This is a genomic window from Treponema sp., from assembly GCF_051883275.1.
Taxonomy (GTDB): domain Bacteria; phylum Spirochaetota; class Spirochaetia; order Treponematales; family Treponemataceae; genus Treponema_D.
Window position 1 is genome coordinate 37,265 of the sequence record NZ_JBJETK010000057.1, and the last position, 21,130, is coordinate 58,394.

Genomic DNA, 21,130 nt, shown 5'->3' on the forward strand with positions numbered 1-21,130 from the left:
ACAACACAGATGCTGAAACGAGTTCAGCATGACGGTTGAAACTCAGCCTGGCGGTAGTTTCATGTCACCCCGAACTCGTTTCGGGGTCTATGGTGTGTATAACGCAGATGCTGAAACGAGTTCAGCATGACAGTTGAAGTTCAGCATGACACGTTTTTGGTCATACTGTCATTCTGATTTTTTACATTGTCATTCCAAGCTTTTAACTGTCACCCCGAACTTTTATACTGTCATTCCGAACTTGTTTCGGAATCTATGCTGTGCACAACACAGATGCTGAAACGAGTTCAGCATGACAGTTGAAGTTCAGCATGACACGTTTTTGGTCATACTGTCATTCTGATTTTTTACATTGTCATTCCAAGCTTTTAACTGTCACCCCGAACTTTTATACTGTCATTCCGAACTTGTTTCGGAATCCATACTCTGTCCAACACAGATGCTGAAACGAGTTCAGCATGACAGTGCTTGTTAATCAGCAGCATAACAGTAATTATCAGACATCCCCGATTGAGTTTTTACGTTGTTCCGCAATGCAATGAACTTGCAGCGCAAGCTTCCAGCGGGAACAGCAGTTGATAAAAAAGTTTGCAACGCAAACGTTATGTAAGATAAAACCGCGCTATTTCAGCGGTTTTGTCTTACACTCCTGCATTATTTTAACATTATAGCAGATTTTTTGAAACATAGGAAAAATATCACGGTCTATGAAAAATTTTTTTATAATGAAATCCCTGCTTATCCACACACTGTGGATAGTCCATTCCACACCCTCTTTCCTCGCCGTTCCACAGACTGCGGAAAGGCGATTCCATTGAGGATAATTCCTAAATTAATCAAGGGAACGGGGCTGTCTAAAAAAATATTGTCATTCCGGGCTTCAACTGTCATGCTGAATTTATTTCAGCATCTTCGCTGTATACAGTGCATAGACCACGAAACGAGTTCGGGGTGACGGATGCAGCCGGGATGACACTGGAAGAATAAGTTTTTGGACAGTCTGGGACGGGGATTTTTTATTCGAACATTGTTATCTAAAACTGCAATGTTGTAACTTTTTCTATTTTAAACTATCATAAAGCCATGAAAGTTATTGTTGTAGGAAACGGCGGCAGAGAGCATGCAATCGCATGGAAGTTATCACAGAGCAGCCTTGTGGAAGAAGTAATTTGTGTGCCCGGAAACGGCGGCACGGCATTTGAAGATAAATGCAGAAACATCGACCCTGAAAAATGCGAATATCTTGACGGCATCAAAGGCAACGATATATATGTAAAAATCGCACAGGAAAACAGCTGCGGGCTTGCTGTCATAGGCCCGGAAAATCCGCTCGCAGAAGGGCTTGCGGATTCATTCTGGAATGCAGGAATTCCCACTGTGGGCCCAAAAAAAATGGCGGCACAGCTTGAGGCAAGCAAAGACCTGGCAAAATCCTTTATGCACAAATACAATGTAGCCTGCGCAAAAAGCCGTACCTTTACAGAAAAAGAGGAGGCTCTTTCATACATACATGAACAGGGCGCGCCGATTGTAATAAAGGCGGACGGACTTGCAGCAGGAAAAGGCGTTGTGGTTGCAAAGACTGTGGAAGAGGCAGAAAAGGCAGTCAACCAGCTGATGGACGGCGAATTTGTTGGCGATGCCGGAAAAAAGCTTGTAATCGAAGAATATCTGCGCGGAACTGAAATTTCAATTCTTTCAGCTGTCTGCGTTACAAAGGAATTAAGCGGACAGAAAAAATCATGCATAGTTCCATTCCTGAGCGCAAGAGACCACAAGAGGCTCTGCGACGGCGCAAAAGGCCCGAACACAGGCGGAATGGGAGCAATAGCTCCTGTGGATGATGCATCTCCTGAAATTCTTGCGCAGTTTGAAAAGTCCATTCTTGCCCCCACGCTGAAAGGGCTTGAGGAAGAAGGCTATGACTACAGGGGATTTATTTTCTTTGGGCTTATGCTCACAGAAGACGGCCCAAAATGTCTTGAATACAATGTCCGCCTCGGCGACCCGGAAACCCAGGCTGTTCTTCCGCTGATGGACTTTGACTTTGCAGCCCTATGCGCATCCATAGCGGACGGCTCTTTGGCTGACTTCAATTTAACATGGAAAAGCGGCTATCAGGTTGCTCCTGTTGCGGTGAGCGGCGGATATCCAAGATCCTACAAGAAAGGATTCAACATTGTTATTGACGAAGAGAAAGCAAAGGAATCCAGCGCAAAAATATTTATCGCAGGAGCAATGGAAAACAGGAGGCGCAGAAGCCCTTCAGACACAAAGCTTGTAACCAACGGCGGGCGTGTCCTTGCCTGCTCCGCGTACGGTTCAACTTTTGACGAAGCCTGGAAAAACGCCTACAGTGCAATGTCCTGTATAAAATTCACTGATATGTTCTACAGAAAGGACATAGGACTTCCCGGCGCGGCTGAATCAAACTAGGAAGTAAGAAATATAAAAACGCAGGAAAGGGGCTGTCTAAAAAGTTTTAGGCATAATGTCATTCCGAATTTATGCTGTCATTCCGAACTCGTTTCGGAATCCATGCACACTGTATACAGCACAGATGCTGAATCAAGTTCAGCATGACGGTGCTTTTTAGGCATAATGTCATTCTGAAGTTATACTGTAATTCCGAACTTATGCTGTCATTCCGAACTCGTTTCGGAATCCGTGAGCTGCACACGGCACAGATGCTGAATCAAGTTCAGCATGACGGTGCTTTTTAGGCATAATGTCATTCTGAAGTTATACTGTAATTCCTAACTTATGCTGTCATTCCGAATTTATAGTGTCATTCCGAACTCGTTTCGGAATCCATGCACACTGTATACGGCACAGATGCTGAATCAAGTTCAGCATGACGATAGTTTGCTGAAGTAAATTCAGCATGACAATATTTTTTTTAGGCAGACCCTTTTCTATTGAATGTTCATGCACCAGCCTGAATTTCAAGTTCCAGATAAATCTGCAAAAAGGATGCAATTCCTTGAAATTTTGCCGCCGCTTGCAAAAAAAAGGAGAACAGTCCGCAACCGGATTATTCTCCTTTTTTATATGTCTTTATGCGCGGATTCACGCTTTTAGTGAAGGAATATCATTCCAAGAATTCCTGCCGGAATAAGATAAACGGCAAACCATTCGAGGCGGCCTTTTTTTATAAGCTTCATAAGCCACGAAAGAGCAGCATATCCGCTTACAAAGGCAGCTATGCATCCGGCAACCACGGGGGCGGCTCCGATTGAGGCGGAAACTTCGCCCAAATCCTTCAGCTCAAGAATAAACGCGCCCAGAATCGACGGAATGGAAACTATAAACGAAAATTCCCCTGCAACATTTCTTTTTACGCCGCAGAAAAGAGCGCCTGAAATTGTGGAGCCGCTCCGTGAAATTCCCGGAAGAGTTCCGATTCCCTGGGCAAATCCTATCACAAGCCCCTGTTTCCATGATGGAGCTGAATCCTGCGCCTGCGCTGTTTTGGCAGAAAGTTTTTTTTCCGCCACAGACGAAAGCACAAGAAGCAATGCAGTAACAACAAAACCAAGGCAGATAAATTTCACTGAAATATTCGGAATCATCTTTGAAGAAAAAACACCGATTGCGCCGGTGACAACAGTTGCAAGCAAAACAGCGGCAATATATTTTGCGTCATCTGATTTTCTGGCAAGCTGCTCAGGCGAAGCGTTTTTTGCAGGAACAAATATATTCACAAAGGAGCAGAACAGCTCCCCGATTTTCTTCCTGAAAAACAAAACGACCGCAAGCAGAGTTGCAACGTGGAGAAAAACATCAAACAAAAGCGGAATTTCTTCAAGTCCGAACAGATTCTGCGCTACAATCAGATGGCCGGACGACGAAATAGGCAGAAACTCTGCAATTCCCTGCAAAACACCCAAAATAATTCCATGAAAAACAGACAATTAAAAACTCCAGAAATTTATTTTCAGTCCAAATACAAGACTTGCGGTGTATTTTAAACTATCTTTATTTTCATGTCCATAAAAAACCCGGAATCAGGCTGGATTTATATGCAGAAATCAAAATTTCATATATAATTTCAGCAAATGAATATACTGATTATCGGAGCAGGATTTACAGGGATTCAGCTTGCAAACCGGCTCATAGACGAAGGCAACATAGTAAAAATAATAGAGCGCAACGAGGATATTGTAGAGCGCATAAGCAACCGGCTTGACTGCCAGATTGTAAATGCCGACGGAAACAATCTTCAGGTTCTGGAAGAGCTTGGCATAGGAAAAATGGATGCCATGGTAGCTCTGACCGACAACGATGAAATAAACATGATTACCTGTTCTCTTGCCGATGCTGTCTATCCTGATGTTCTGAAAATTGCAAGGGTCAGAAACTACGCCTATTATGCAAACACAAACATGACGGCGCACCAGCACGCAGAAACATTCAAGGGAAACCACCGTCCGCCATACGGAATTGACTACATGATTCACCCGGATGTCGAGGCGGCCCAGGCGATAGTAAAAGCCGTGGAGCACGGAGCTATAAGCGACATAGTTGATTTTGGCGAAAACGGCGACTTTGAGATTATCGCTCTTGAAATCGAAAAGGGAAGCAAGCTTGACGGAGCCACTCTGAAAAACATCAGGACTTTTACAGACAAGAAATTTCTTATTGTCTATCAGGAAACCAAGGACAAAAATTCCGACAACATGGTTTCAAGCCTTCCGTCCGGCGAAACAGTTTTAAATGCCCATGACAGAATCGGAATTATAATTGAAAAGGAAAATATCCCCGACATTCTAGACCTGTGCGGAATAAAAACCGATACGATAAAAAAAATCGCGCTTGTAGGCATCGGCAGAATCGGAAGTATCGTGGCGGACAAAATAATTGAAAAGGACAAGGCTTCGTTTCTGCGTAAAATTTTCAGCGGCACAAAAAAGATGTCCCAGACATTCACAATAATAGACAGCGACAAAACATTGTGCCAGGAGGCTGAAAAGAAATTTCCGCAGGCTCAGGTTTTCAACGCGGACATAACCGACAATTCTTTTATAGAGGAAGAGGGAATCCACAAGTACAATCTGGTTATCTGCGCCACGCACAACCACGAGCTGAACATGGTGGTTTCCGCATATCTTGAATCGCTGGGCGTGGAAAAAACTATTGCGCTTGTTGCACAGTCTCAGTTTGGAAACATCGCCAGAAAGCTTGGCATTGATGTCGCAATTCCAATGCGGGATACGCTGGTTGACTCAATCATCAGCCATTTGTACGGAAAGTCTGTCACAGGGATACACACAGTTTCAAACGGCGCTTTTGAAATCGTAGAGTGCGACCTGCCGTCTTCAAGCCAGTTTATCGGAAAGCAGATAAAAGATGTGGCAAGCCATGGAGAATATCTGATTCTTCTTGTAAAAAAAGCCGGAAGCGAAAAATTTGAGCTGCCCCAGGGAAACACAACATTTTCCGTGGGAGACCATCTTGTCATAATAGAAAAAACCGGCGACAAAAAAATACTGGAGAAATTCAGCAAATAGGAATTCAGAATGACGCTTACAGTTTTCAGGATTATTCTTTTTATTATTTCCGCAGTGGGAATTTCATTTGTAATTCCAATAACGGCCGCGCTCTTCTACCACGAATATTCTGCGCTTCCGGCATTTTTAATTCCGATGGCGGCGAGCCTTGTGATGGGACTGCTGTCTTTGGTTTTCTTCCGCAAAAAAAAATCCCAGCTGAGCATACGTTCAAGCTTTGCAGCGGTTGCGCTTGCCTGGGTTTCCGCAAGCATTTTCGGAGCACTGCCGCTTTATTTCAGCGGAGCGATTCCAAGCTTTACAGACGCGCTTTTTGAAAGCGTGAGCGGATTCACCACAACAGGGGCAACCATTCTTCCTGAAATTGAATCTCTTCCGCGCAGCATAAATCTGTGGCGGTGTCTTTCGCACTGGATCGGCGGAATGGGAATTGTCGCGCTTACAGTTGCGCTCATGCCGGTTCTTGGCGTGGGCGGATTTCAGCTGATAAAGGCGGAAACAACCGGGCCTGAAAAAGGAAAATTCACGCCGAAAGTAACGACAACTGCAAAAATTCTCTGGTTCATCTATCTTGGAATGACGGCGGTTCAGACACTTCTTTTAAAAATGGCGGGCATGGATTTTATCGATGCGCTCTGCCATGCGTTTTCCACACTCAGCACCGGCGGTTTTTCTCCAAGGAACGCAAGCATCGGCTCGTACAACTCAGCGGCTGTGGACTGGATCTGCTTTCTGTTTATGTTTCTGGCCGGAATAAATTTCACTCTTTATTTTTATCTTTTTACAGGAAACTTCAACGAAATAAAATGCAACTCCGAGCTAAAAGCCTATATAGGAATAAATGCAATCTGCATAGCCGTCATAACATTCACCCAGAGCGGATACTACGGCGGATTTTTCAAGGCGCTCAGATTTTCTGCATTTCAGACTGCGAGCATAATGACATCAACGGGATTTTCAACTGCGGACTATACAACCTGGAGCAGCGCGGGGCAGATAGTAATCCTGATGCTGCTGTTTATCGGCGGAATGTCCGGCTCCACATCGGGCGGAATAAAAGTCATACGCTGGGTAATTCTTTACAAGCAGATGAAGAATGAAATGCTGAAGATGATTCATCCGCACGGAATTTTTTCAGTCAGGCTGAATCAGCGCGCGGGAAGAAAGGATGTTGTTTTTTCTGTGGCGGCGTTTTTTTTCATGTACTTTTCGCTTGTTATTATAACGACATTTTTTGGAGCTTTGTCCGGAATGGATGTTCTGACTTCATTTTCCGGCGCTCTTACAATGGTCGGAAACACAGGACCTGCCTTCGGAAGCCTCGGGCCGAGCAACAATTACAGCTGGCTTGCGGCTCCTATAAAATGGTGGTACAGCATAGCAATGATTGCAGGAAGACTTGAACTTTTTACTATCTTTATTTTCTTTACGCCTGCATATTGGAAAAAATAGAATTGCAGAAAGACTGGAACTCAAGCCAACTCCCGGACTTGAACCGAGTACCTGCTCGTTACGAGGGAGCTGCTCTACCAGGTGAGCTAAGTTGGCAAGTACAAGAATCCTAGCAAAAATGAACAAATCAGTCAAGGGAAGCAGAAATCCCCAAACCGCCAGGCGCAATGCCGAAAGAAAACCCAAGTAAAAAAAGAGAGGCTGGAACGACAGCCCCTGAAGTGTAAATTACTTATAGTCTACAGCCAAACCTGACATTTCATAAGTATTCATTTTAAAAATGAAAAGAAGTGTTGTCTGCTTTCTGTCAACCATGATATTCACAACGTCATCTGCAGCTGGATACTGCTTCTTTGCTTCTGCCAGTAATTTTGAATATCCAGAGTTAGTGATGCCAGTAGAAACAGAAACTCTTCCAAGAATTTCATATTTTCCATCAGAAGGGAATGAAGAATTAGCTGTTACAGGTGTCATGCTTGTACAGGCGCTTATCATAAGCACAGCAAACAATCCGAATAATGTTCCCAAAATTTTTCCTTTCATAGTTATCTCCCTTATTAAAATAAGTTAAAAATCTGAGACAGGACTTCCACTTAAAAATATGAAAGTCCTTGGCAATTTTTTGCATAAAAGCTTATAAACTATACCCCGTTCATGGCGCAATGCCGAGCATGTCAAAAGCATTTCACTCAGTAATTTCTGAGTATATCACAAATACTCAGTTTTTCCACACTTTTTAGCGAAAAACTCAGAAAATTCTTAGATATTTGTTTTATGAGTGAATTTTGGCAACGAGTAGACGAAGAACTGGATTATCTTGGGCTGACAAGAACATATCTGGCAAACAAGTGCAATTTTAGCCTCACAAACATCGGACAGGGCATAAAACAAGGAAGCACTCCGTCTGCAGAAACTGCCGTAAAAATCGCACAAACGCTTAATGTTTCTGTGGAATATCTTGTAACGGGGAATTTTTCCCACGAAAAAAATGCTCTGGATATTTCAGAACAGACAAGGCTTTTTAAAAAGCATCAAAAGCTGATTTCAGGACTTGAATCAACCACAGAGGAAAAACGAAAGCTTATAAAAGATTTTTCGGAAAGAATTATAAATTTAAATTAGAAGCCTGAAATTTTTTTTCTGCAACATAAAAAAAACAGCACCCAAACAGAGTGCTGCTTTCAGCAAAAACATTGCCTGTCAAACTGTCCGCCCAAGCGGACAATCTGCCTTTATATCAAAGAGGAATATTTCCGTGCTTTTTGGCAGGAGCGGAATTCTGCTTTTTCTCACAAAGGAATTCAAGGCTTCTTGCAACACGCTCTCTTGTTTCCTCAGGGGAAATTATCTCGCTGATGTAGTTGCGCTGGGCAGCGATTGCCGGAGTCATGATTGTGTCCTTGTATTCCTGTGACTTCTGGGCAACAAGAGCGGCTTGCGCCGGGTCTTTCATTTCCTTTGCATACAGAATTCCAAGCGCGCCTTCCGCACCCATTACGGCAATTTCAGCCTTTGGCCATGCATACACAAAATCAGCTCCAAGATGCTTGGAACACATGGCAATGTAAGCTCCGCCGTAAGCCTTGCGTGTAATAACTGTAACTTTTGGAACAGTTGCCTCGCTGTAAGCATAAATAACTTTTGCGCCGTGGCGGATAATTCCCTTCTGCTCTTCATCAGGGCCAGGCAAAAATCCCGGAACATCAACAAAAGTAACAAGCGGAACATCATAGGCATCGCAGTAGCGCACAAAGCGTGCAATCTTGTCAGAAGAATCGCAGTTAAGAAGTCCGCCCCACACAGAAGGATTGTTGGCAACAATTCCAACAGATTTTCCTTCAATTTTTGCAAAGCCGACAACTGCCATTTGGGCAAATTCCTTCATCACTTCAAAAAAGCTGCCGTCATCCACAACACATTCAATCACATTGCGGATATCGTAGCCTTTCTTGCTTTCCTCAGGAAGAACTTCCGCAATCTTCCTTGCATTTTTCTTTTCATCGAATTTGAATTTAGGCTCTGAAGACAGCGGCTCGCCATAATAATGCGGAATATAATCCAAAAGCTTTCTTACAGCTTCATAACATTCCTGCTCGGAAGAAGACCTGAAATGCGCAACTCCGCTCTTCTGGGAATGAATGGAAGCTCCACCCAGTTCCTCCGCGGAAATATCAAGAGAAAGCACGCTCTTTACAACCTTAGGGCCGGTAATAAACATCTGGCTGATTGTGTCCACAGAAAAAATAAAGTCTGTAATTCCAGGTGAATAAACAGCTCCGCCGGCGCACGGACCTACTATAATAGAAATCTGCGGAACAGAACCTGATGCCCTGACATTCTGGTAGAACAAATCGCCGTAGCCGCACAGAGCATCAACGCCTTCCTGAATACGCGCTCCGCCTGAATCATTAAGCCCGATAACAGGACATCTTGCCATAATAGCCTTGTCGATAAGCTCAGCGATTTTCTGTCCATGGACTTTTCCAAGTGAACCGCCCTGAACTGTAAAATCCTGTGCATATATAGCAACTTTCTTTCCGTTGATTTTTCCAAATCCTGTGATTACACCGTCATAAGGAATTTCCTTTTTGTCCATTCCAAAGCTGGTGCATGTATGGCGAGCAGCAGAATAGATTTCATAAAAAGAATCTTTGTCGCAAAGGCTGTTGATGCGCTCGATGGCATGCAATTTTCCTTTTTCATGCTGTTTTTCAAGATTATAATTGCAAGCAGACATATTTCCTCCATAAAAAACAATATTTTAAAATTGACTTTTTAAGCACATTCACAATGAAATGCACACTGGGCGCAAAATTCCAGCGGAATATGCAGTTTATACGTTTAGCAAAGGCACGCTTTTTTTTATGCCCTTTAAGATTTCCTCTATAATAGTGCTAAAAGAACATAAAGTCAACATGACAAAAAACGTAAAACTGTCATCTTTGTTTGCGGCAGCTAAAAAAACGCTAGTCTTCCCTTGGAGCAGACCCCTTTAAAAACAGCAGATACTGCCTTTCAATGTAGCCTTCCGCATCTTCAAGCTCCTGTCTGGAGGGAATAAAGGAATATTTTTCCCGGAGCATATCAGCGCACTTAAAAACATCCTGGCCGCACTCTTTCATATAAGCTGAATAATCTTCCTTGAATTCCGAAAAATTCACAGACTGGCTTTCAATTTCCGTCTGAAAATCGCAAATAAGCCAGCGGTCTTTTTTGAATTCAAGCGTGACCAATTCCTTCTGAAGTGAAACTGAAATAAAATCATCGCCGAGAGAATCCAAAATATAAAGCTCAACATAATAAGACTTTTTTTCACCGGGGGAAATTTTCGCACCGTTTTCCTCGGACACGGCAGGCGGATTTTCTCTTCTCTTGTAGCCTTCCGCAAAAGTTTTGCAGGGAATTCCATCGACAGTAAACCGGGAAATTCCGTATATGCTGTGCAGTGTCTGATTTTTCAAAAGCCAGACAGAAAGCGGAACAAGATCATTTTCCGTGTTGTACATTGAACTCGTTTTTCCGGTAACAAAAATATTTGCAAGGCGGTCTACCCTGGAGCCGACATTGTTTTCAGAACAGGCGCGCGCAGAATCCACATCAAGCGTGTTCACCGCGCTGTAATACATTTCCAATGTCTTGAGCGAAGTCAGACCTTTTGTTGTGGGCTTTGCCATATATGTCTTGCGTACCGAAAGCGAAGCAAACACGGCAATCAGGACAGCAACAGCGGCAATTTTTATTATCGTAGAATTCGAGCGGAAAAATCTTTTTACCCGAACAATTCTATGTCTTTGCAAAAGAAATTTTCGGGAAGCAGCATGAAAAATTTCAGCTTCCTCCGCGGACGGTGATTTAAGGTGCAGGGACAAAAATGCCTGCTCAGGAAATTCGCACTTTGCGCCTGAAAATGCTTTTTCCGTAAATTCAGAGATTTCCGGGTCTGCGCCAAAAACAGCATAGCGGAGCGGACAGTAATTCAAGTCGCGTATGTCCGCGCCCCGCAACGAATCATTTTCAGATGCAAACGGAAACAGTCCGCTGACTGCCTTGTACACAATAACCGCCTGTAAAAAGCTCAGTGCGGTTTTACCAAAAAACTCAGGATTCACATAGCAGCCATGCTGTGAAGCAAAAAATTTTTCACCGGCGCAGGACAAGGCCGAAAGAAACAGACCGCGCGGCAAAAAAAGAATTTCAGAAAAATCACGCGAAACAACAATTCCCCCTGCACCAACAAGGCAAAGCGGAATTTGCGATTCATCCAAAAAAGAAAAAGCAGCAAACACTGCGGCACATGCCTTTGTTTTTTCTGGAGTCTGAAAAAGCTCATCCAAAGTAAAGCCGTCAAAGCACGCGCCTTCAAGAAAAATCCGCTCTTCGCCGGAAGCAAATTCATTCAGGTCAGCAGACGAAACAGTGTCATCAAAGTTCCAGGCGGAAAATGTCCACTCGCTTCCCTTCAGTTTTGCAAGAAGACCGCTTTCCCTGATTTTTCCTGCAAGCCCCGTCCTTACAAAATTTTCACCGGACATCCGGCTGTCTAAAAAAATTTTACCGCGCTGAAAAAAAATTATTCTGGAATCCATCAGCGTTTTCCGTCGGAGCTGTAAAGATATTTAAAGTAGTCCATTTTTGTGCTGTATGTAACATCAAAATTTCCCATGGTGCTTTTGTAGGATTCAAGGCTTTTCCAGAATTCGTAGAACTGCGGATCACGGGTGTAGGATTTTGTATAAATGGCGGCTGCCTCGGCGTCTGCCCTGCCCTTTGTTTCCTCGCTTTTTCTGTACGCCTCGGATTCTATTGTGCGCTTTTCGTTTTCAAGCTTTCCAAGCCACTCGGATTTTTTTCCTTCGCCAAGAGAGCGGTAAGCCTGCGCAACTTGATTTCTTTCCTTTATCATTCTGTTGTACACGCTTTCTGTAAGCTCGTCCGAATATTTTATCTGGCGGGGAACAATGTCAATCAGCTCGATTCCATACTCGCCCACCATTTTTCTTGCATCGTCTGCCATTTCCTGGCAAAGAGCGCTTCTTCCCTTGGCGACACTTTCGTTGTTGGAATTCACATTCACAAGGGCTTCAATTTCCGCGCTGTCCTCGCCTTCAATTCCTGCAAGCTGGCTTGAGTCCGCGTTTTTTTCTTCGTTAATCAGGTTGCTGCTTCTTACAATCTCGCTGAGCCTGTTGCGAGTGATAATAGTGCGTGTGGAAGAATCAATTACATCGCTCAGCTTGTTATATGCGGCGTCCAAAGTTTTAAATGACTGATAAAACAACGCAGGATCAGAAATTTTCCAGCGGCTTGTTGTGTCAACAATTATAAACTGATTTTCCTTGGTTGGAATACGAGCCTGGTCGCCTTCAAGCGAAAGAATCAGGGAAGGATAAAACGTAACAACATCAAGAAAAGGAACTTTAAAATAAAGACCTGTGGAAGTGCAGGATTTTACAATCTGACCGAAACGCGTAACAACAGCCTGCTCGCCTTCATTTACAATATAAAACGGGCCGGTAGACAAAAAAAGCAAAATCACCAGCACAATGCCGGCCAGCCTAAGATACAATTTATTCAGTTTTGCCATTTTTTCCTCCAAGATTTTTCAGCGGAAGCACGTTGTCAAGTCCGCTGTCTATTAAAGCAGGATTTTTTTCTGCGCCGGAAGCAAAAACTTCTTCCATTGTTTCAAGGTACAATCTCTGGCGTGTAACAGCAGGAGCCTTTCTGTATTCCTCGTAAACTGAATCAAAGCGGGCGACATCACCCTTTGCCTTATTCACGCGCTCAGCCGCATAGCCTTCCGCAATCTGAATCTGGCGGTCGGCTTCGCCTTTTGCCTTTGGAATTTCTGAGTTGTAGCTTTCCTTGCCTTCATTTATAAAGCGGTTCATATCCTGAATCGCCTTGTTCACATCCTCGAACGCATCCTGAACTCCGGCAGGCGGAACAATATTCTGAAGCTTCACCGCAAAAACATTTATTCCGAGTCCGAGCTGGGCAAACTGCTCATTCATCATCGAAACTGCAAGATTTTCGATATTGCTTCTTTCGCTGCTCATTACATCAAGAATGGCGCGGTCCCCAACAAGCGTATTTATAACAGAGCGGCTTATGTCGCGGATTGTCTGCTTTTTTTCCTGAACCGTAAAAAGCCAGGCGCGCGGATCAACAATCCTATACTGGATTATCCATTCCACATCGACAATATTCAAATCGCCCGTAAGCATTGTGGATTCACGTGTGATATTATTCTGATACTGATTTACAGCGCCGCTTTTTGTGGTCTTGAAGCCAAACTGCTCCGTCTGAACAACCTTGTTTCCGGGAACAATAAATTTCCTGTCGATAAATGGAATTTTATACTGAAGCCCCGGCCCGAGCGTGGCATAGTATTTTCCAAATCTTGTAACCACAGCCTGCTCCGCCTGATCAACCACAAAAAAACTGGAAGCAGCAACAGCAAGCACAACAATGCCGACTACCAGGCCGGCAACTTTCAGCGGATGAAGAAAAAAATCCCGCACATTCTTTTCAAAATTTGACATACGAATAAAGTAATCCAAAAAAAAGCAAATGACAATATTACCCCTGAATTTTTCATAAAAAAACCTTTGCCGGAATTTTCCACAATGATTTTGCCACCGCCGAATACAATTACTTTATCCAATGGAATTCGGATGCATTAAAGCTTCTATAATCAAAATTGTCAAAGCCGCCATTTCTTCTAATTGCAGTATGAAGCCCTTCTGCGTATGAACCATCATTATCTTCCTTAAATCTTGCCAGCTGATAAGTTTCCTCAAAAAACCTTTCCAAATTGTTCATGCATATTCAGCTAATTTTAAGCCGGGCTATGTATGATAAGCAACACTTTTACGGACATAGCTAAAGAAAAAAATTGTGAAATTCAGCAATGTGATTTATAATGAAGAAAATGGTTTAATTTAACAACAGCAATCTCAGTGCTGTTTTTGCTAAATACGAATATCAAAAATTGCATTAAAAAAATGTCAGGAGGTTTTCATGGCAGTTACAGCATATTCACTTGGAGCGGCGCAGGAAGTAACAGGAAGCCGCCATATACTTGAAATCGACGGCCGCAGCTTTATGATTGACTGCGGAGCTTTTCAGGGACGACGCGCAGAATCAGACAAGAAAAACAGGGAATTCAGTTTTCCTGCTGATAAAATCGAAGGCGTAATTCTGACCCATGCGCACTATGACCACTGCGGACTTCTTCCTGTGCTGATGAAAAACGGATACGACGGAACAATCTATGCAACTCCGGCAACCAGGGATTTGGCGAACATTGTCATGATGGACAGCGCACGTATTCAGGCCCGCGATGCCGAATTCCTTGCAAAGCAGGCAAAGAAAAAGGGAGAAGCATTCACATGGAAGCCTCTGTACAGCGAAGCGGACTGCGTAAAAGCCGCCAACCAGATTATAACGCTGGGCTACAACCGCAAAATGTACATTGCCCCGGATGTCCAGCTTGAATTTTTTGATGCCGGGCATATTCTGGGAAGCTCGCTTGCATATCTCACAGTCGCCGGCCAGAAAAGCAGAGCAGGCGCAAAGTCTTCGGAAGAAATTTCAGCAGGAAAAAAACTGTGGCGCAAAATTTTCGGCGCAAAGAATTCAGACAAAAAAAATCAGGCGGAAGAATCAGACGAGCTTCGGATTCTTTATACAGGCGACCTTGGAAGGCGGAACAAACCGATCATAAGAAATCCTGCTGTAAACATGCCGGCTCCAGACTATATTTTTATGGAAAGCACTTACGGAAACAGGCTTCATGCGGAAACTTCCAGCACAATGTACGAGCTTGAAAAAGTTGTGCGCCAGGCAATAGATTCCAAGGGAAAAATAATCATTCCGACTTTTGCAATCGAGCGCGCGCAGGAACTTGTCTATTATCTGCACCTGCTCGTTGACCAGAAAAAAATTCCGCAGATTCCGATTTATCTGGACAGTCCGATGGCGGTGAACGCAACGGGAATTTACCAGCTTCACCAGGAGTGCTACGATGTCGCTACACAGGAAGCATTCCTGGCCCACCATAAAAATCCGTTCGGATTTAACTCGCTTCAGTTTGTAACGAGCGTGGACGAATCCAAGGAGCTGAACAAGAAAAACGGCCCTATGATTATTCTGAGCGCAGACGGAATGTGCGAAGCCGGGCGAATTCTTTATCACCTGGCAAACAACATTTCAAATCCGAATAATATAATTCTGATAGTCGGATATATGTCCGAACACACTCTGGGCCGCAGAATTCTTGAAGGCGAAAAGGAAGTTAAGATTCTAGGCGACTGGTACAAGGTGAATGCGCAGGTCAAGCAGATTGACTCCTTCAGCGCGCATGCCGACTACAAGGAAAGCACAGAATGGCTCAATCTCATAGACACAAGCAGGCTCAAAAAGATTTTCCTTGTGCATGGCGAAAAGGAAGCGCAGACATATTTCAAAGCCCACCTCGAAGAAAACGGATTCAAGAATGTGGAAATTGTAAAGTACGGGGAATCCTATAACTTGGACTAGCGGCAATGGAAAAAGAAACAGAAGAAAAAATAATCACGCTTGAAACAAAGCTGGCTTATATGGAAGACTTCATAAACCAGCTTCAGGCGGTTTCCGTTGAGCACACACAGGAAATCGAGCGGCTCAAAGCGGAAAACAAGCTTATTTCCCAGAAACTGCGCGAAGTGTCGGATCTTTTAGAGGGCGACATTCCCAACAGAAAGCCGCCCCACTATTGATTCTGCGGATTACACAAGGCTGTAGATTCCAAAGAACACAAGAACCGCGGCTCCTATTGCAAACAGATGGAAAATGCTGTGAGTCCATTTGAAATTCCGCATCACAAAGAACCCCAGGCTCATTGCATACAGAATGGCGGCTGAAAAAAAGAAAACCTTTCCTGAAAAACCAACGGAAACAACGCCTGCTCCAATCATGCCCACAAGAACCGCCGCGAGCACAATGTATGTAAACACAGAAAAAGAATGAAGCCGCGCGCCAAATACCGCATAAAGAGCCAGAAGCACGGCAAGAATTCCCCACATCACAACGCATGAAGCCGTGCCGCCGGTGCCTCTTGCAAGCAAAAGCGGTGTGAAAATTCCGCCTATATAAAAATAAATCGCGCAATGGTTGAAAACAGAAAAAAGCTTCTTTACAGCTGAAGGGGAAATAGCATGATAAAGAGTAGCCGTCAGGTGAAGAATAAAAAGGCTCGCGCCGAAAACCGCAAATGTTGAAATAAACAGACCGCGCTGGGCAGCCGGAGCATAAAAATACGCGCGTACAACCAAAAGCACAATCGCAGAAACACTAAGACCAGCGGCAATTCCATTTGCAATGGAACTAAGCAAATCTTCCCCAAGGGTGAACGGACGGGGCTGCCTTGCGCTATAGGACAAGCGCGCATTCGCTTTCTGCGCCCTAAGCTCGCGCTTATGCTCACGCTCCGCCGCCTTCTGCTTTTTCTTTTCAGCGTCCATGGAATAGTCAACCTTTATCTGATGTATTTTTTCCCGTGCCTGCGCCTTTATTGTTTTTATGGCAGACTTTCTTTTTGCTTTAAGTGACTTCCGTGTGATTCTGCGGGTAATATCGCCCATGACAAACCTCATTGTTTTTTTCATTATTCTGTAGAAAAACTACAGGGTACGTTTGAATATCCATGAACTGCAATCCCAGAAAGAAGAAACTTCCTGCGGCTGCAATTTCAAAAAGTGTTTAAAAACTCATCTTAGATGACTCTTTAAAGGCTTCTGGACAAGCAGTTCTATTATACAATATTCACTGTCTTTTTTAAATAGAAAAACACCCGGCACTTTTCATACAAAAAATGCCGGGCAGGAATAAAAAGGAGGAAAACAATAAAGAAAATCTAAAAAAGCTTATTTTGAACTGCTTCTTTTCTTTGAAACAACATCAAATATTACAGCAAGCAGAAGGACAAGACCCTTTACAGCGCGCTGCCAGTTTGCATCAACACCAAGAATGGACATTCCGTTATTCAGAATTCCCATAAACACAGCTCCGATTACAGCGCCGCCGACAGTTCCCGTTCCGCCGTAAGCAGATGCGCCGCCTATAAAGCACGAAGCGATAGCATCCATCTCATAGCTTGTTCCGACTGTAGGAGCCGCTGAATTCAATCTTGCGGCGCACACAAGGCCTGCAACAGCCGCAATAAAGCCCATGTTTGTATATGCAAAGAACATCACATTGTCAGTGTTCACACCTGAAAGACGGGCAGCCTTTTCGTTTCCGCCGATTGCATAAAGATAGCGGCCCGGAACAGTGTTCTGCGTGTAATATGAATAAATTCCCACAATCACAGCAAGTATCACAAGAATAAGGGGAAGTCCCTTGTCCTGCGCCAAAAGCCAGCCTACAAGCATGATGACAATGCACAAAACCACCTGCTTTCCGATAAACGAACCTGCGGAAGAAACAGAATATCCCTTGCGCTTTTTTGCGGCTCGGCTGGAAACTGCTGAAACAACAGTGAACACACAGCACAGCAGCGCAATAATCAATGTTACAATCAGTGTGATTCTGGCATTCTTATCAATGAGCGCGTAATAAGCATCCTCGGAAGCTTCAAAAAGCTCATCTGTGGCCTGCTCAAGAGCAAGATCAGGAAGATAGCTGTTGAAGATATTCATAAATGCCGGAGGAAACGGAGAAATCGTAAGTCCCCCAAGCAGAATCAGGGCAACACCGCGCCACAAAAGCATTCCCGACAAAGTGCAGATAAACGGCGGAATGTGGACATAGGCAATAAAAAATCCATGCCATGCGCCTATCGCAGTTCCAACAATAAGACAGATTATAATTGAAGGAACAACCGGCCACCCAAGATTTACTATTAAAATTCCGGCGACCGCGCCCACAAGACAGATAACAGAGCCTACAGAAAGGTCGATGTTTCCGCCGGTAAGAATACACAGAAGCATTCCTGTTGCAAGAATCACAACCCAGGCATTCTGGTTTATAAGGTTTGTAATGTTCTCAGGGGCAAAAAGAGAGCCTTTTCCAAATCCAACAATCAGCGCCTGAAAGAACAGCATGACTGCCAGAAGAATGAAAATCATCGTATTGCCTTTTACCACTTTTTTCAGACTGTTTATATTTGCCATAATACACTCCAATAAAAATCAAAACTAAAGGCTGCTCCGGAAAATTTTACGTTCCGGGCTTCCTTGAAATACTGCGGAACACAGCTTTTAACCTGCCAGCTCCTTGTTTTCCGAGTTGATAATACATGCCATGATTTTTTCCTGGCTTGCATCCTTAGCGTCCATTTCAGCAATCATGCGCCCCTCGTTCATGACATAGATGCGGTCGCTCATTCCCAGAATTTCAGGCATCTCCGAAGAAATCAGGATTACAGATTTTCCGCTTGCAACCATGCGGTTTATAATGCAGTAAATCTCGTATTTTGCGCCCACATCAATGCCTCTGGTCGGCTCGTCAAGAATCAGAATATCAGGGTCGGCAAAAAGCCATTTTCCAAGCAGAACCTTCTGCATATTTCCGCCCGAAAGATTTCCTACCGCCTCATCCACACTCGCGCATTTTGTCCGCATTTCCATTGCAGAATTCTGCGCAACCCTGCGGCACTCATCAAAGTTATAGATTCCATGCCTGGAAACTTTCTCCGGCTTTGCAGAAACCGTGTTCTGTGTAATCGACTCTGAAAGAATCAGGCCGTTTCCCTTGCGGTCTTCTGTCACATACGCAATCTTGTGGGCGATTGCCGTCTTGACATTCGGAAGCTCCACCTCCTCTCCGTTAAGGAAAATTTGTCCTGAAATTCTTGCTCCATAGGAACGGCCGAAAATGCTCATGGCAAGCTCAGTGCGGCCCGCGCCCATAAGTCCTGAAATTCCCAGAACCTCTCCCCGGCGCAGATTGAAATTCACTTTATCGCACACCTTTATTCCGTCAAAAACCGGATGGTCTACGCACCAGTTCCTGACCTCAAGGCATACATCTCCGATTTTAGAATCACGCTTGGGAAATCTATCTGTAATATCGCGTCCAACCATGGCTGCGATAATTGTGTCCTCTGAAAAATTATCCATGCTCTTGTCAAGCGTCTTTATCACAGAACCGTCCCTGATAACAGTTATCTTGTCTGCGACATAAGAAATTTCATTCAGCTTGTGGGAAATGATAATCGAAGTCATTCCCTGTTTCTTGAATTCAAGAAGAAGATCCAAAAGATGCCGGGACTCATTTTCGTTCAGCGAAGCGGTAGGCTCGTCAAGAATCAAAAGCCTTACTTTTTTACCAAGAGCCTTGGCAATCTCTACAAGCTGCTGCTTGCCCACTCCGATGTCCTTTACAAGTGTATGCGAAGATTCCCTGAGCCCGACCTCATTAAGAAGAGAATCCGCCTTGTTGAATGTTTCCGCCCAGTCAATCTTAACCGCAGAGCCACATTCGTTTCCCAGGAACATATTTTCAGCGATTGTCAGCAGAGGAACAAGCGCAAGCTCCTGATGAATAATAACAATGCCCAGAGCCTCGCTGTCTTTTATTGACTGGAATTTGCACAGCTGGCCGTCATAGACAATATCACCTGAATAAGAACCATATCCGTAAATGCCGCTCAGAACATTCATCAAAGTAGATTTTCCAGCGCCGTTTTCTCCGCACAGGGCATGAATTTCGCCTTCCTCCACAGAAAGCGTAACATTGTCCAAAGCCTTTACGCCAGGAAACTCTTTTGTGATATTCCGCATTTCCAACAATGCCTTTGCCATAGGAATCTCCCATAAAAACTCAAAAAAAAGGCTGCCCAATAAGCCTGATCATAGTTCCGCGCCGAATTTAGTCCAGCACGGCATACTTATTGGACAGCTGTACGTCCTGATGCGATGTTCCAACCGCGTCCTAAGGAAGCTCCGGCCAGCGCATGAACAGCCTGACTTTCGCTTCCCGGTGAAACTGGATAATTCATCCAGCGTCTTTCAACTATCTAAGCTGAGCCTCTGTGTAGTAGCCAGAGTCAATGAGCAGCTGCTTGTAGTTTGAAACATCAGCATATACAGGATCACAAAGATAAGAAGGAACAATTCCCTTTCCGTTGTTATAAGTCTTTGTGTCGTTGATTTCAGGATTTGTTCCCTGGAGCAGGGCGTTTACCATTCCGACTACTTTTTCAGCCAAAGTGCGTGTGTCCTTGAACACAGACATTGCCTGAGTTCCCTTGAGCATGTTCTTTACAGAACCAATGTCGCAGTCCTGTCCAGTAACAACCGGGAAGTTTGCCTTTGTGTAGCCAGCAGCAACAAGAGCGTTTGTGATTCCCATTGCGCATGAGTCATTTGAAGAGTAAACAGCATCAAGCTTTGTTCCGCGCGGACCATATCCGTTTGAAGTGATAAGGTTTTCCATGCGCTTCTGAGCCTCTTCTGTAGACCAGTTCAATGTGGCGCACTGAGCTTTTGAAGTCTGTCCTGAACGGCAGACAAGAACGCCGCTGTCAAGATAAGGCTTGAGTATGTCCATAGCTCCGCCAAAGAAGAAATTGATGTTGTTGTCATCCGGAGAACCAGTGAAGAATTCAATGTAAGCAGGATCATCCTTTGAACGGTTCTTGAGATTGAGCTTGTCAACAAGGTAATTTCCCTGGATTGTTCCAACCTTGTAGTTGTCGAATGTCGCATAGTATGAAACCGAATTTGTGTTCATGATAAGACGGTCATAAGCGATAACAGGGATTCTCTTCTTCTTTGCTCCGTCAAGCGCATTCTTGAGCGCAGAGCCGTCAATAGAAGCCACAACAAGAACATCACATTTTCCAGTGATCATGTTTTCAATCTGCGAAACCTGTGTTGCAATATCATTGTTGGCATACTGCAAGTCAACCACATAGCCGGCCTTTTCGAGCTGGGCCTTCATGTTTGCTCCGTCCTGGTTCCATCTCTGCAAGTCTTTTGTAGGCATAGAAACACCTACTTTTGTTCCTTTTTTAACCGCGAAACACGGGAGCACAAGGGCACAAGCAAAAAGGACAGCGATAATTTTTTTCATAAGATAAACCTCCTTAAAATGTGTATCTTATTCTTAGCTTTGCTAGCCATATAGGGCTTCTAAAAATCATCCGAACCTTAGAAGCTGCCTATACCGTTTCTCTATTA

The 21,130-nt window shown here is 44.1% G+C and carries 17 protein-coding genes and 1 tRNA gene; 6 read left to right on the plus strand and 12 right to left on the minus strand.

Features of this window, described 5'->3' with window-relative positions; all coding sequences use genetic code 11:
• Positions 1-1,083 precede the first annotated feature (1,083 nt).
• A complete protein-coding gene (purD, locus tag ACI4L0_RS09255; RefSeq protein ID WP_439799885.1) occupies positions 1,084-2,436 on the plus strand; it encodes a phosphoribosylamine--glycine ligase in 1,353 nt (450 codons plus the stop codon).
• Between the two features lie 641 nt (positions 2,437-3,077).
• Here purD and ACI4L0_RS09260 read toward each other — a convergent pair.
• On the minus strand, positions 3,078-3,914 hold the full coding sequence (locus ACI4L0_RS09260; protein WP_439799886.1) for an undecaprenyl-diphosphate phosphatase: 837 nt from the start codon (positions 3,912-3,914) through the stop codon (positions 3,078-3,080).
• A gap of 144 nt (positions 3,915-4,058) precedes the next feature.
• On the opposite strand from ACI4L0_RS09260, the gene ACI4L0_RS09265 reads away from it, so the two are divergent.
• Positions 4,059-5,510: an NAD-binding protein gene (locus tag ACI4L0_RS09265; RefSeq protein WP_439799887.1), complete on the plus strand. Its 1,452-nt coding sequence runs from the start codon at positions 4,059-4,061 to the stop codon at positions 5,508-5,510.
• Positions 5,511-5,519: 9 nt separating this feature from the next.
• Positions 5,520-6,962 carry a TrkH family potassium uptake protein gene (locus ACI4L0_RS09270; RefSeq protein WP_439799888.1) on the plus strand — a complete coding sequence of 481 codons (1,443 nt, stop codon included), beginning with the start codon at positions 5,520-5,522 and terminating at the stop codon, positions 6,960-6,962.
• Positions 6,963-6,985: 23 nt separating this feature from the next.
• On the opposite strand, the gene ACI4L0_RS09275 is transcribed toward ACI4L0_RS09270, so the two are convergent.
• Both ACI4L0_RS09275 and ACI4L0_RS09280 read right to left on the minus strand, forming a co-directional pair.
• Positions 6,986-7,058, minus strand: a tRNA-Thr gene (locus tag ACI4L0_RS09275).
• A gap of 132 nt (positions 7,059-7,190) precedes the next feature.
• Complete coding sequence (locus tag ACI4L0_RS09280) at positions 7,191-7,505, minus strand: hypothetical protein (protein ID WP_439799889.1); 315 nt, start codon at positions 7,503-7,505, stop codon at positions 7,191-7,193.
• Between the two features lie 231 nt (positions 7,506-7,736).
• Between ACI4L0_RS09280 and ACI4L0_RS09285 the strand changes: the two genes are divergently transcribed.
• Complete coding sequence (locus ACI4L0_RS09285; protein WP_439799890.1) at positions 7,737-8,084, plus strand: helix-turn-helix domain-containing protein; 348 nt, start codon at positions 7,737-7,739, stop codon at positions 8,082-8,084.
• A gap of 115 nt (positions 8,085-8,199) precedes the next feature.
• Here ACI4L0_RS09285 and ACI4L0_RS09290 read toward each other — a convergent pair whose 3' ends face one another.
• From ACI4L0_RS09290 to ACI4L0_RS09310, 5 genes are all read right to left on the minus strand, one after another.
• Complete coding sequence (locus ACI4L0_RS09290; RefSeq protein WP_439799891.1) at positions 8,200-9,699, minus strand: acyl-CoA carboxylase subunit beta; 1,500 nt, start codon at positions 9,697-9,699, stop codon at positions 8,200-8,202.
• Positions 9,700-9,928: 229 nt separating this feature from the next.
• Complete coding sequence (locus tag ACI4L0_RS09295) at positions 9,929-11,548, minus strand: hypothetical protein (protein ID WP_439799892.1); 1,620 nt, start codon at positions 11,546-11,548, stop codon at positions 9,929-9,931.
• Positions 11,548-12,546 carry a protease modulator HflC gene (gene hflC, locus ACI4L0_RS09300; RefSeq protein WP_439799893.1) on the minus strand — a complete coding sequence of 333 codons (999 nt, stop codon included), beginning with the start codon at positions 12,544-12,546 and terminating at the stop codon, positions 11,548-11,550. Before hflC ends, ACI4L0_RS09295 begins: the two co-directional genes overlap by 1 nt.
• Positions 12,530-13,507, minus strand: a complete 978-nt coding sequence (gene hflK, locus ACI4L0_RS09305) for an FtsH protease activity modulator HflK (RefSeq protein WP_439799894.1) — start codon at positions 13,505-13,507, stop codon at positions 12,530-12,532. Before hflK ends, hflC begins: the two co-directional genes overlap by 17 nt.
• A 109-nt stretch (positions 13,508-13,616) precedes the next feature.
• On the minus strand, positions 13,617-13,787 hold the full coding sequence (locus ACI4L0_RS09310) for a hypothetical protein (RefSeq protein WP_439799895.1): 171 nt from the start codon (positions 13,785-13,787) through the stop codon (positions 13,617-13,619).
• Between the two features lie 198 nt (positions 13,788-13,985).
• Here ACI4L0_RS09310 and ACI4L0_RS09315 point away from each other — a divergent pair, with 198 nt between their 5' ends.
• Entirely contained in the window at positions 13,986-15,506 is a 1,521-nt protein-coding gene (locus tag ACI4L0_RS09315) for an MBL fold metallo-hydrolase RNA specificity domain-containing protein (RefSeq protein WP_439799896.1), read from the plus strand.
• 5 nt (positions 15,507-15,511) lie between these two features.
• Complete coding sequence (locus ACI4L0_RS09320; RefSeq protein WP_439799897.1) at positions 15,512-15,724, plus strand: SlyX family protein; 213 nt, start codon at positions 15,512-15,514, stop codon at positions 15,722-15,724.
• 9 nt (positions 15,725-15,733) lie between these two features.
• On the opposite strand, the gene trhA is transcribed toward ACI4L0_RS09320, so the two are convergent.
• The 4 genes from trhA to chvE all read right to left on the minus strand — a co-directional run bounded on the left by trhA (position 15,734) and on the right by chvE (position 21,023).
• On the minus strand, positions 15,734-16,588 hold the full coding sequence (gene trhA, locus ACI4L0_RS09325) for a PAQR family membrane homeostasis protein TrhA (protein WP_439799898.1): 855 nt from the start codon (positions 16,586-16,588) through the stop codon (positions 15,734-15,736).
• A 282-nt stretch (positions 16,589-16,870) separates the two neighbouring features.
• The gene (mmsB, locus tag ACI4L0_RS09330) at positions 16,871-18,118 is read right to left on the minus strand and encodes a multiple monosaccharide ABC transporter permease (RefSeq protein ID WP_439799899.1); all 1,248 of its coding nucleotides are present in this window, start codon (positions 18,116-18,118) and stop codon (positions 16,871-16,873) included.
• An 87-nt stretch (positions 18,119-18,205) separates the two neighbouring features.
• A complete protein-coding gene (locus tag ACI4L0_RS09335; protein WP_439799900.1) occupies positions 18,206-19,750 on the minus strand; it encodes an ATP-binding cassette domain-containing protein in 1,545 nt (514 codons plus the stop codon).
• Between the two features lie 211 nt (positions 19,751-19,961).
• Positions 19,962-21,023, minus strand: a complete 1,062-nt coding sequence (chvE, locus tag ACI4L0_RS09340; RefSeq protein ID WP_439799901.1) for a multiple monosaccharide ABC transporter substrate-binding protein — start codon at positions 21,021-21,023, stop codon at positions 19,962-19,964.
• Positions 21,024-21,130: the final 107 nt, after the last annotated feature.

Bases quoted from the DNA above. Each gene is read 5' to 3' on its own strand.
- chvE (WP_439799901.1), bottom strand. From the start codon at position 21,023: ATGAAAAAAATTATCGCTGTCCTTTTTGCTTGTGCCCTTGTGCTCCCG.
- ACI4L0_RS09270 (WP_439799888.1), top strand. From the start codon at position 5,520: ATGACGCTTACAGTTTTCAGGATTATTCTTTTTATTATTTCCGCAGTG.
- trhA (WP_439799898.1), bottom strand. From the start codon at position 16,588: ATGGGCGATATTACCCGCAGAATCACACGGAAGTCACTTAAAGCAAAA.
- ACI4L0_RS09285 (WP_439799890.1), top strand. From the start codon at position 7,737: ATGAGTGAATTTTGGCAACGAGTAGACGAAGAACTGGATTATCTTGGG.
- mmsB (WP_439799899.1), bottom strand. From the start codon at position 18,118: ATGGCAAATATAAACAGTCTGAAAAAAGTGGTAAAAGGCAATACGATG.
- purD (WP_439799885.1), top strand. From the start codon at position 1,084: ATGAAAGTTATTGTTGTAGGAAACGGCGGCAGAGAGCATGCAATCGCA.
- ACI4L0_RS09280 (WP_439799889.1), bottom strand. From the start codon at position 7,505: ATGAAAGGAAAAATTTTGGGAACATTATTCGGATTGTTTGCTGTGCTT.
- hflC (WP_439799893.1), bottom strand. From the start codon at position 12,546: ATGGCAAAACTGAATAAATTGTATCTTAGGCTGGCCGGCATTGTGCTG.
- ACI4L0_RS09320 (WP_439799897.1), top strand. From the start codon at position 15,512: ATGGAAAAAGAAACAGAAGAAAAAATAATCACGCTTGAAACAAAGCTG.
- ACI4L0_RS09315 (WP_439799896.1), top strand. From the start codon at position 13,986: ATGGCAGTTACAGCATATTCACTTGGAGCGGCGCAGGAAGTAACAGGA.
- ACI4L0_RS09265 (WP_439799887.1), top strand. From the start codon at position 4,059: ATGAATATACTGATTATCGGAGCAGGATTTACAGGGATTCAGCTTGCA.
- ACI4L0_RS09310 (WP_439799895.1), bottom strand. From the start codon at position 13,787: ATGAACAATTTGGAAAGGTTTTTTGAGGAAACTTATCAGCTGGCAAGA.
- ACI4L0_RS09290 (WP_439799891.1), bottom strand. From the start codon at position 9,699: ATGTCTGCTTGCAATTATAATCTTGAAAAACAGCATGAAAAAGGAAAA.
- hflK (WP_439799894.1), bottom strand. From the start codon at position 13,507: ATGTCAAATTTTGAAAAGAATGTGCGGGATTTTTTTCTTCATCCGCTG.
- ACI4L0_RS09335 (WP_439799900.1), bottom strand. From the start codon at position 19,750: ATGGCAAAGGCATTGTTGGAAATGCGGAATATCACAAAAGAGTTTCCT.
- ACI4L0_RS09295 (WP_439799892.1), bottom strand. From the start codon at position 11,548: ATGGATTCCAGAATAATTTTTTTTCAGCGCGGTAAAATTTTTTTAGAC.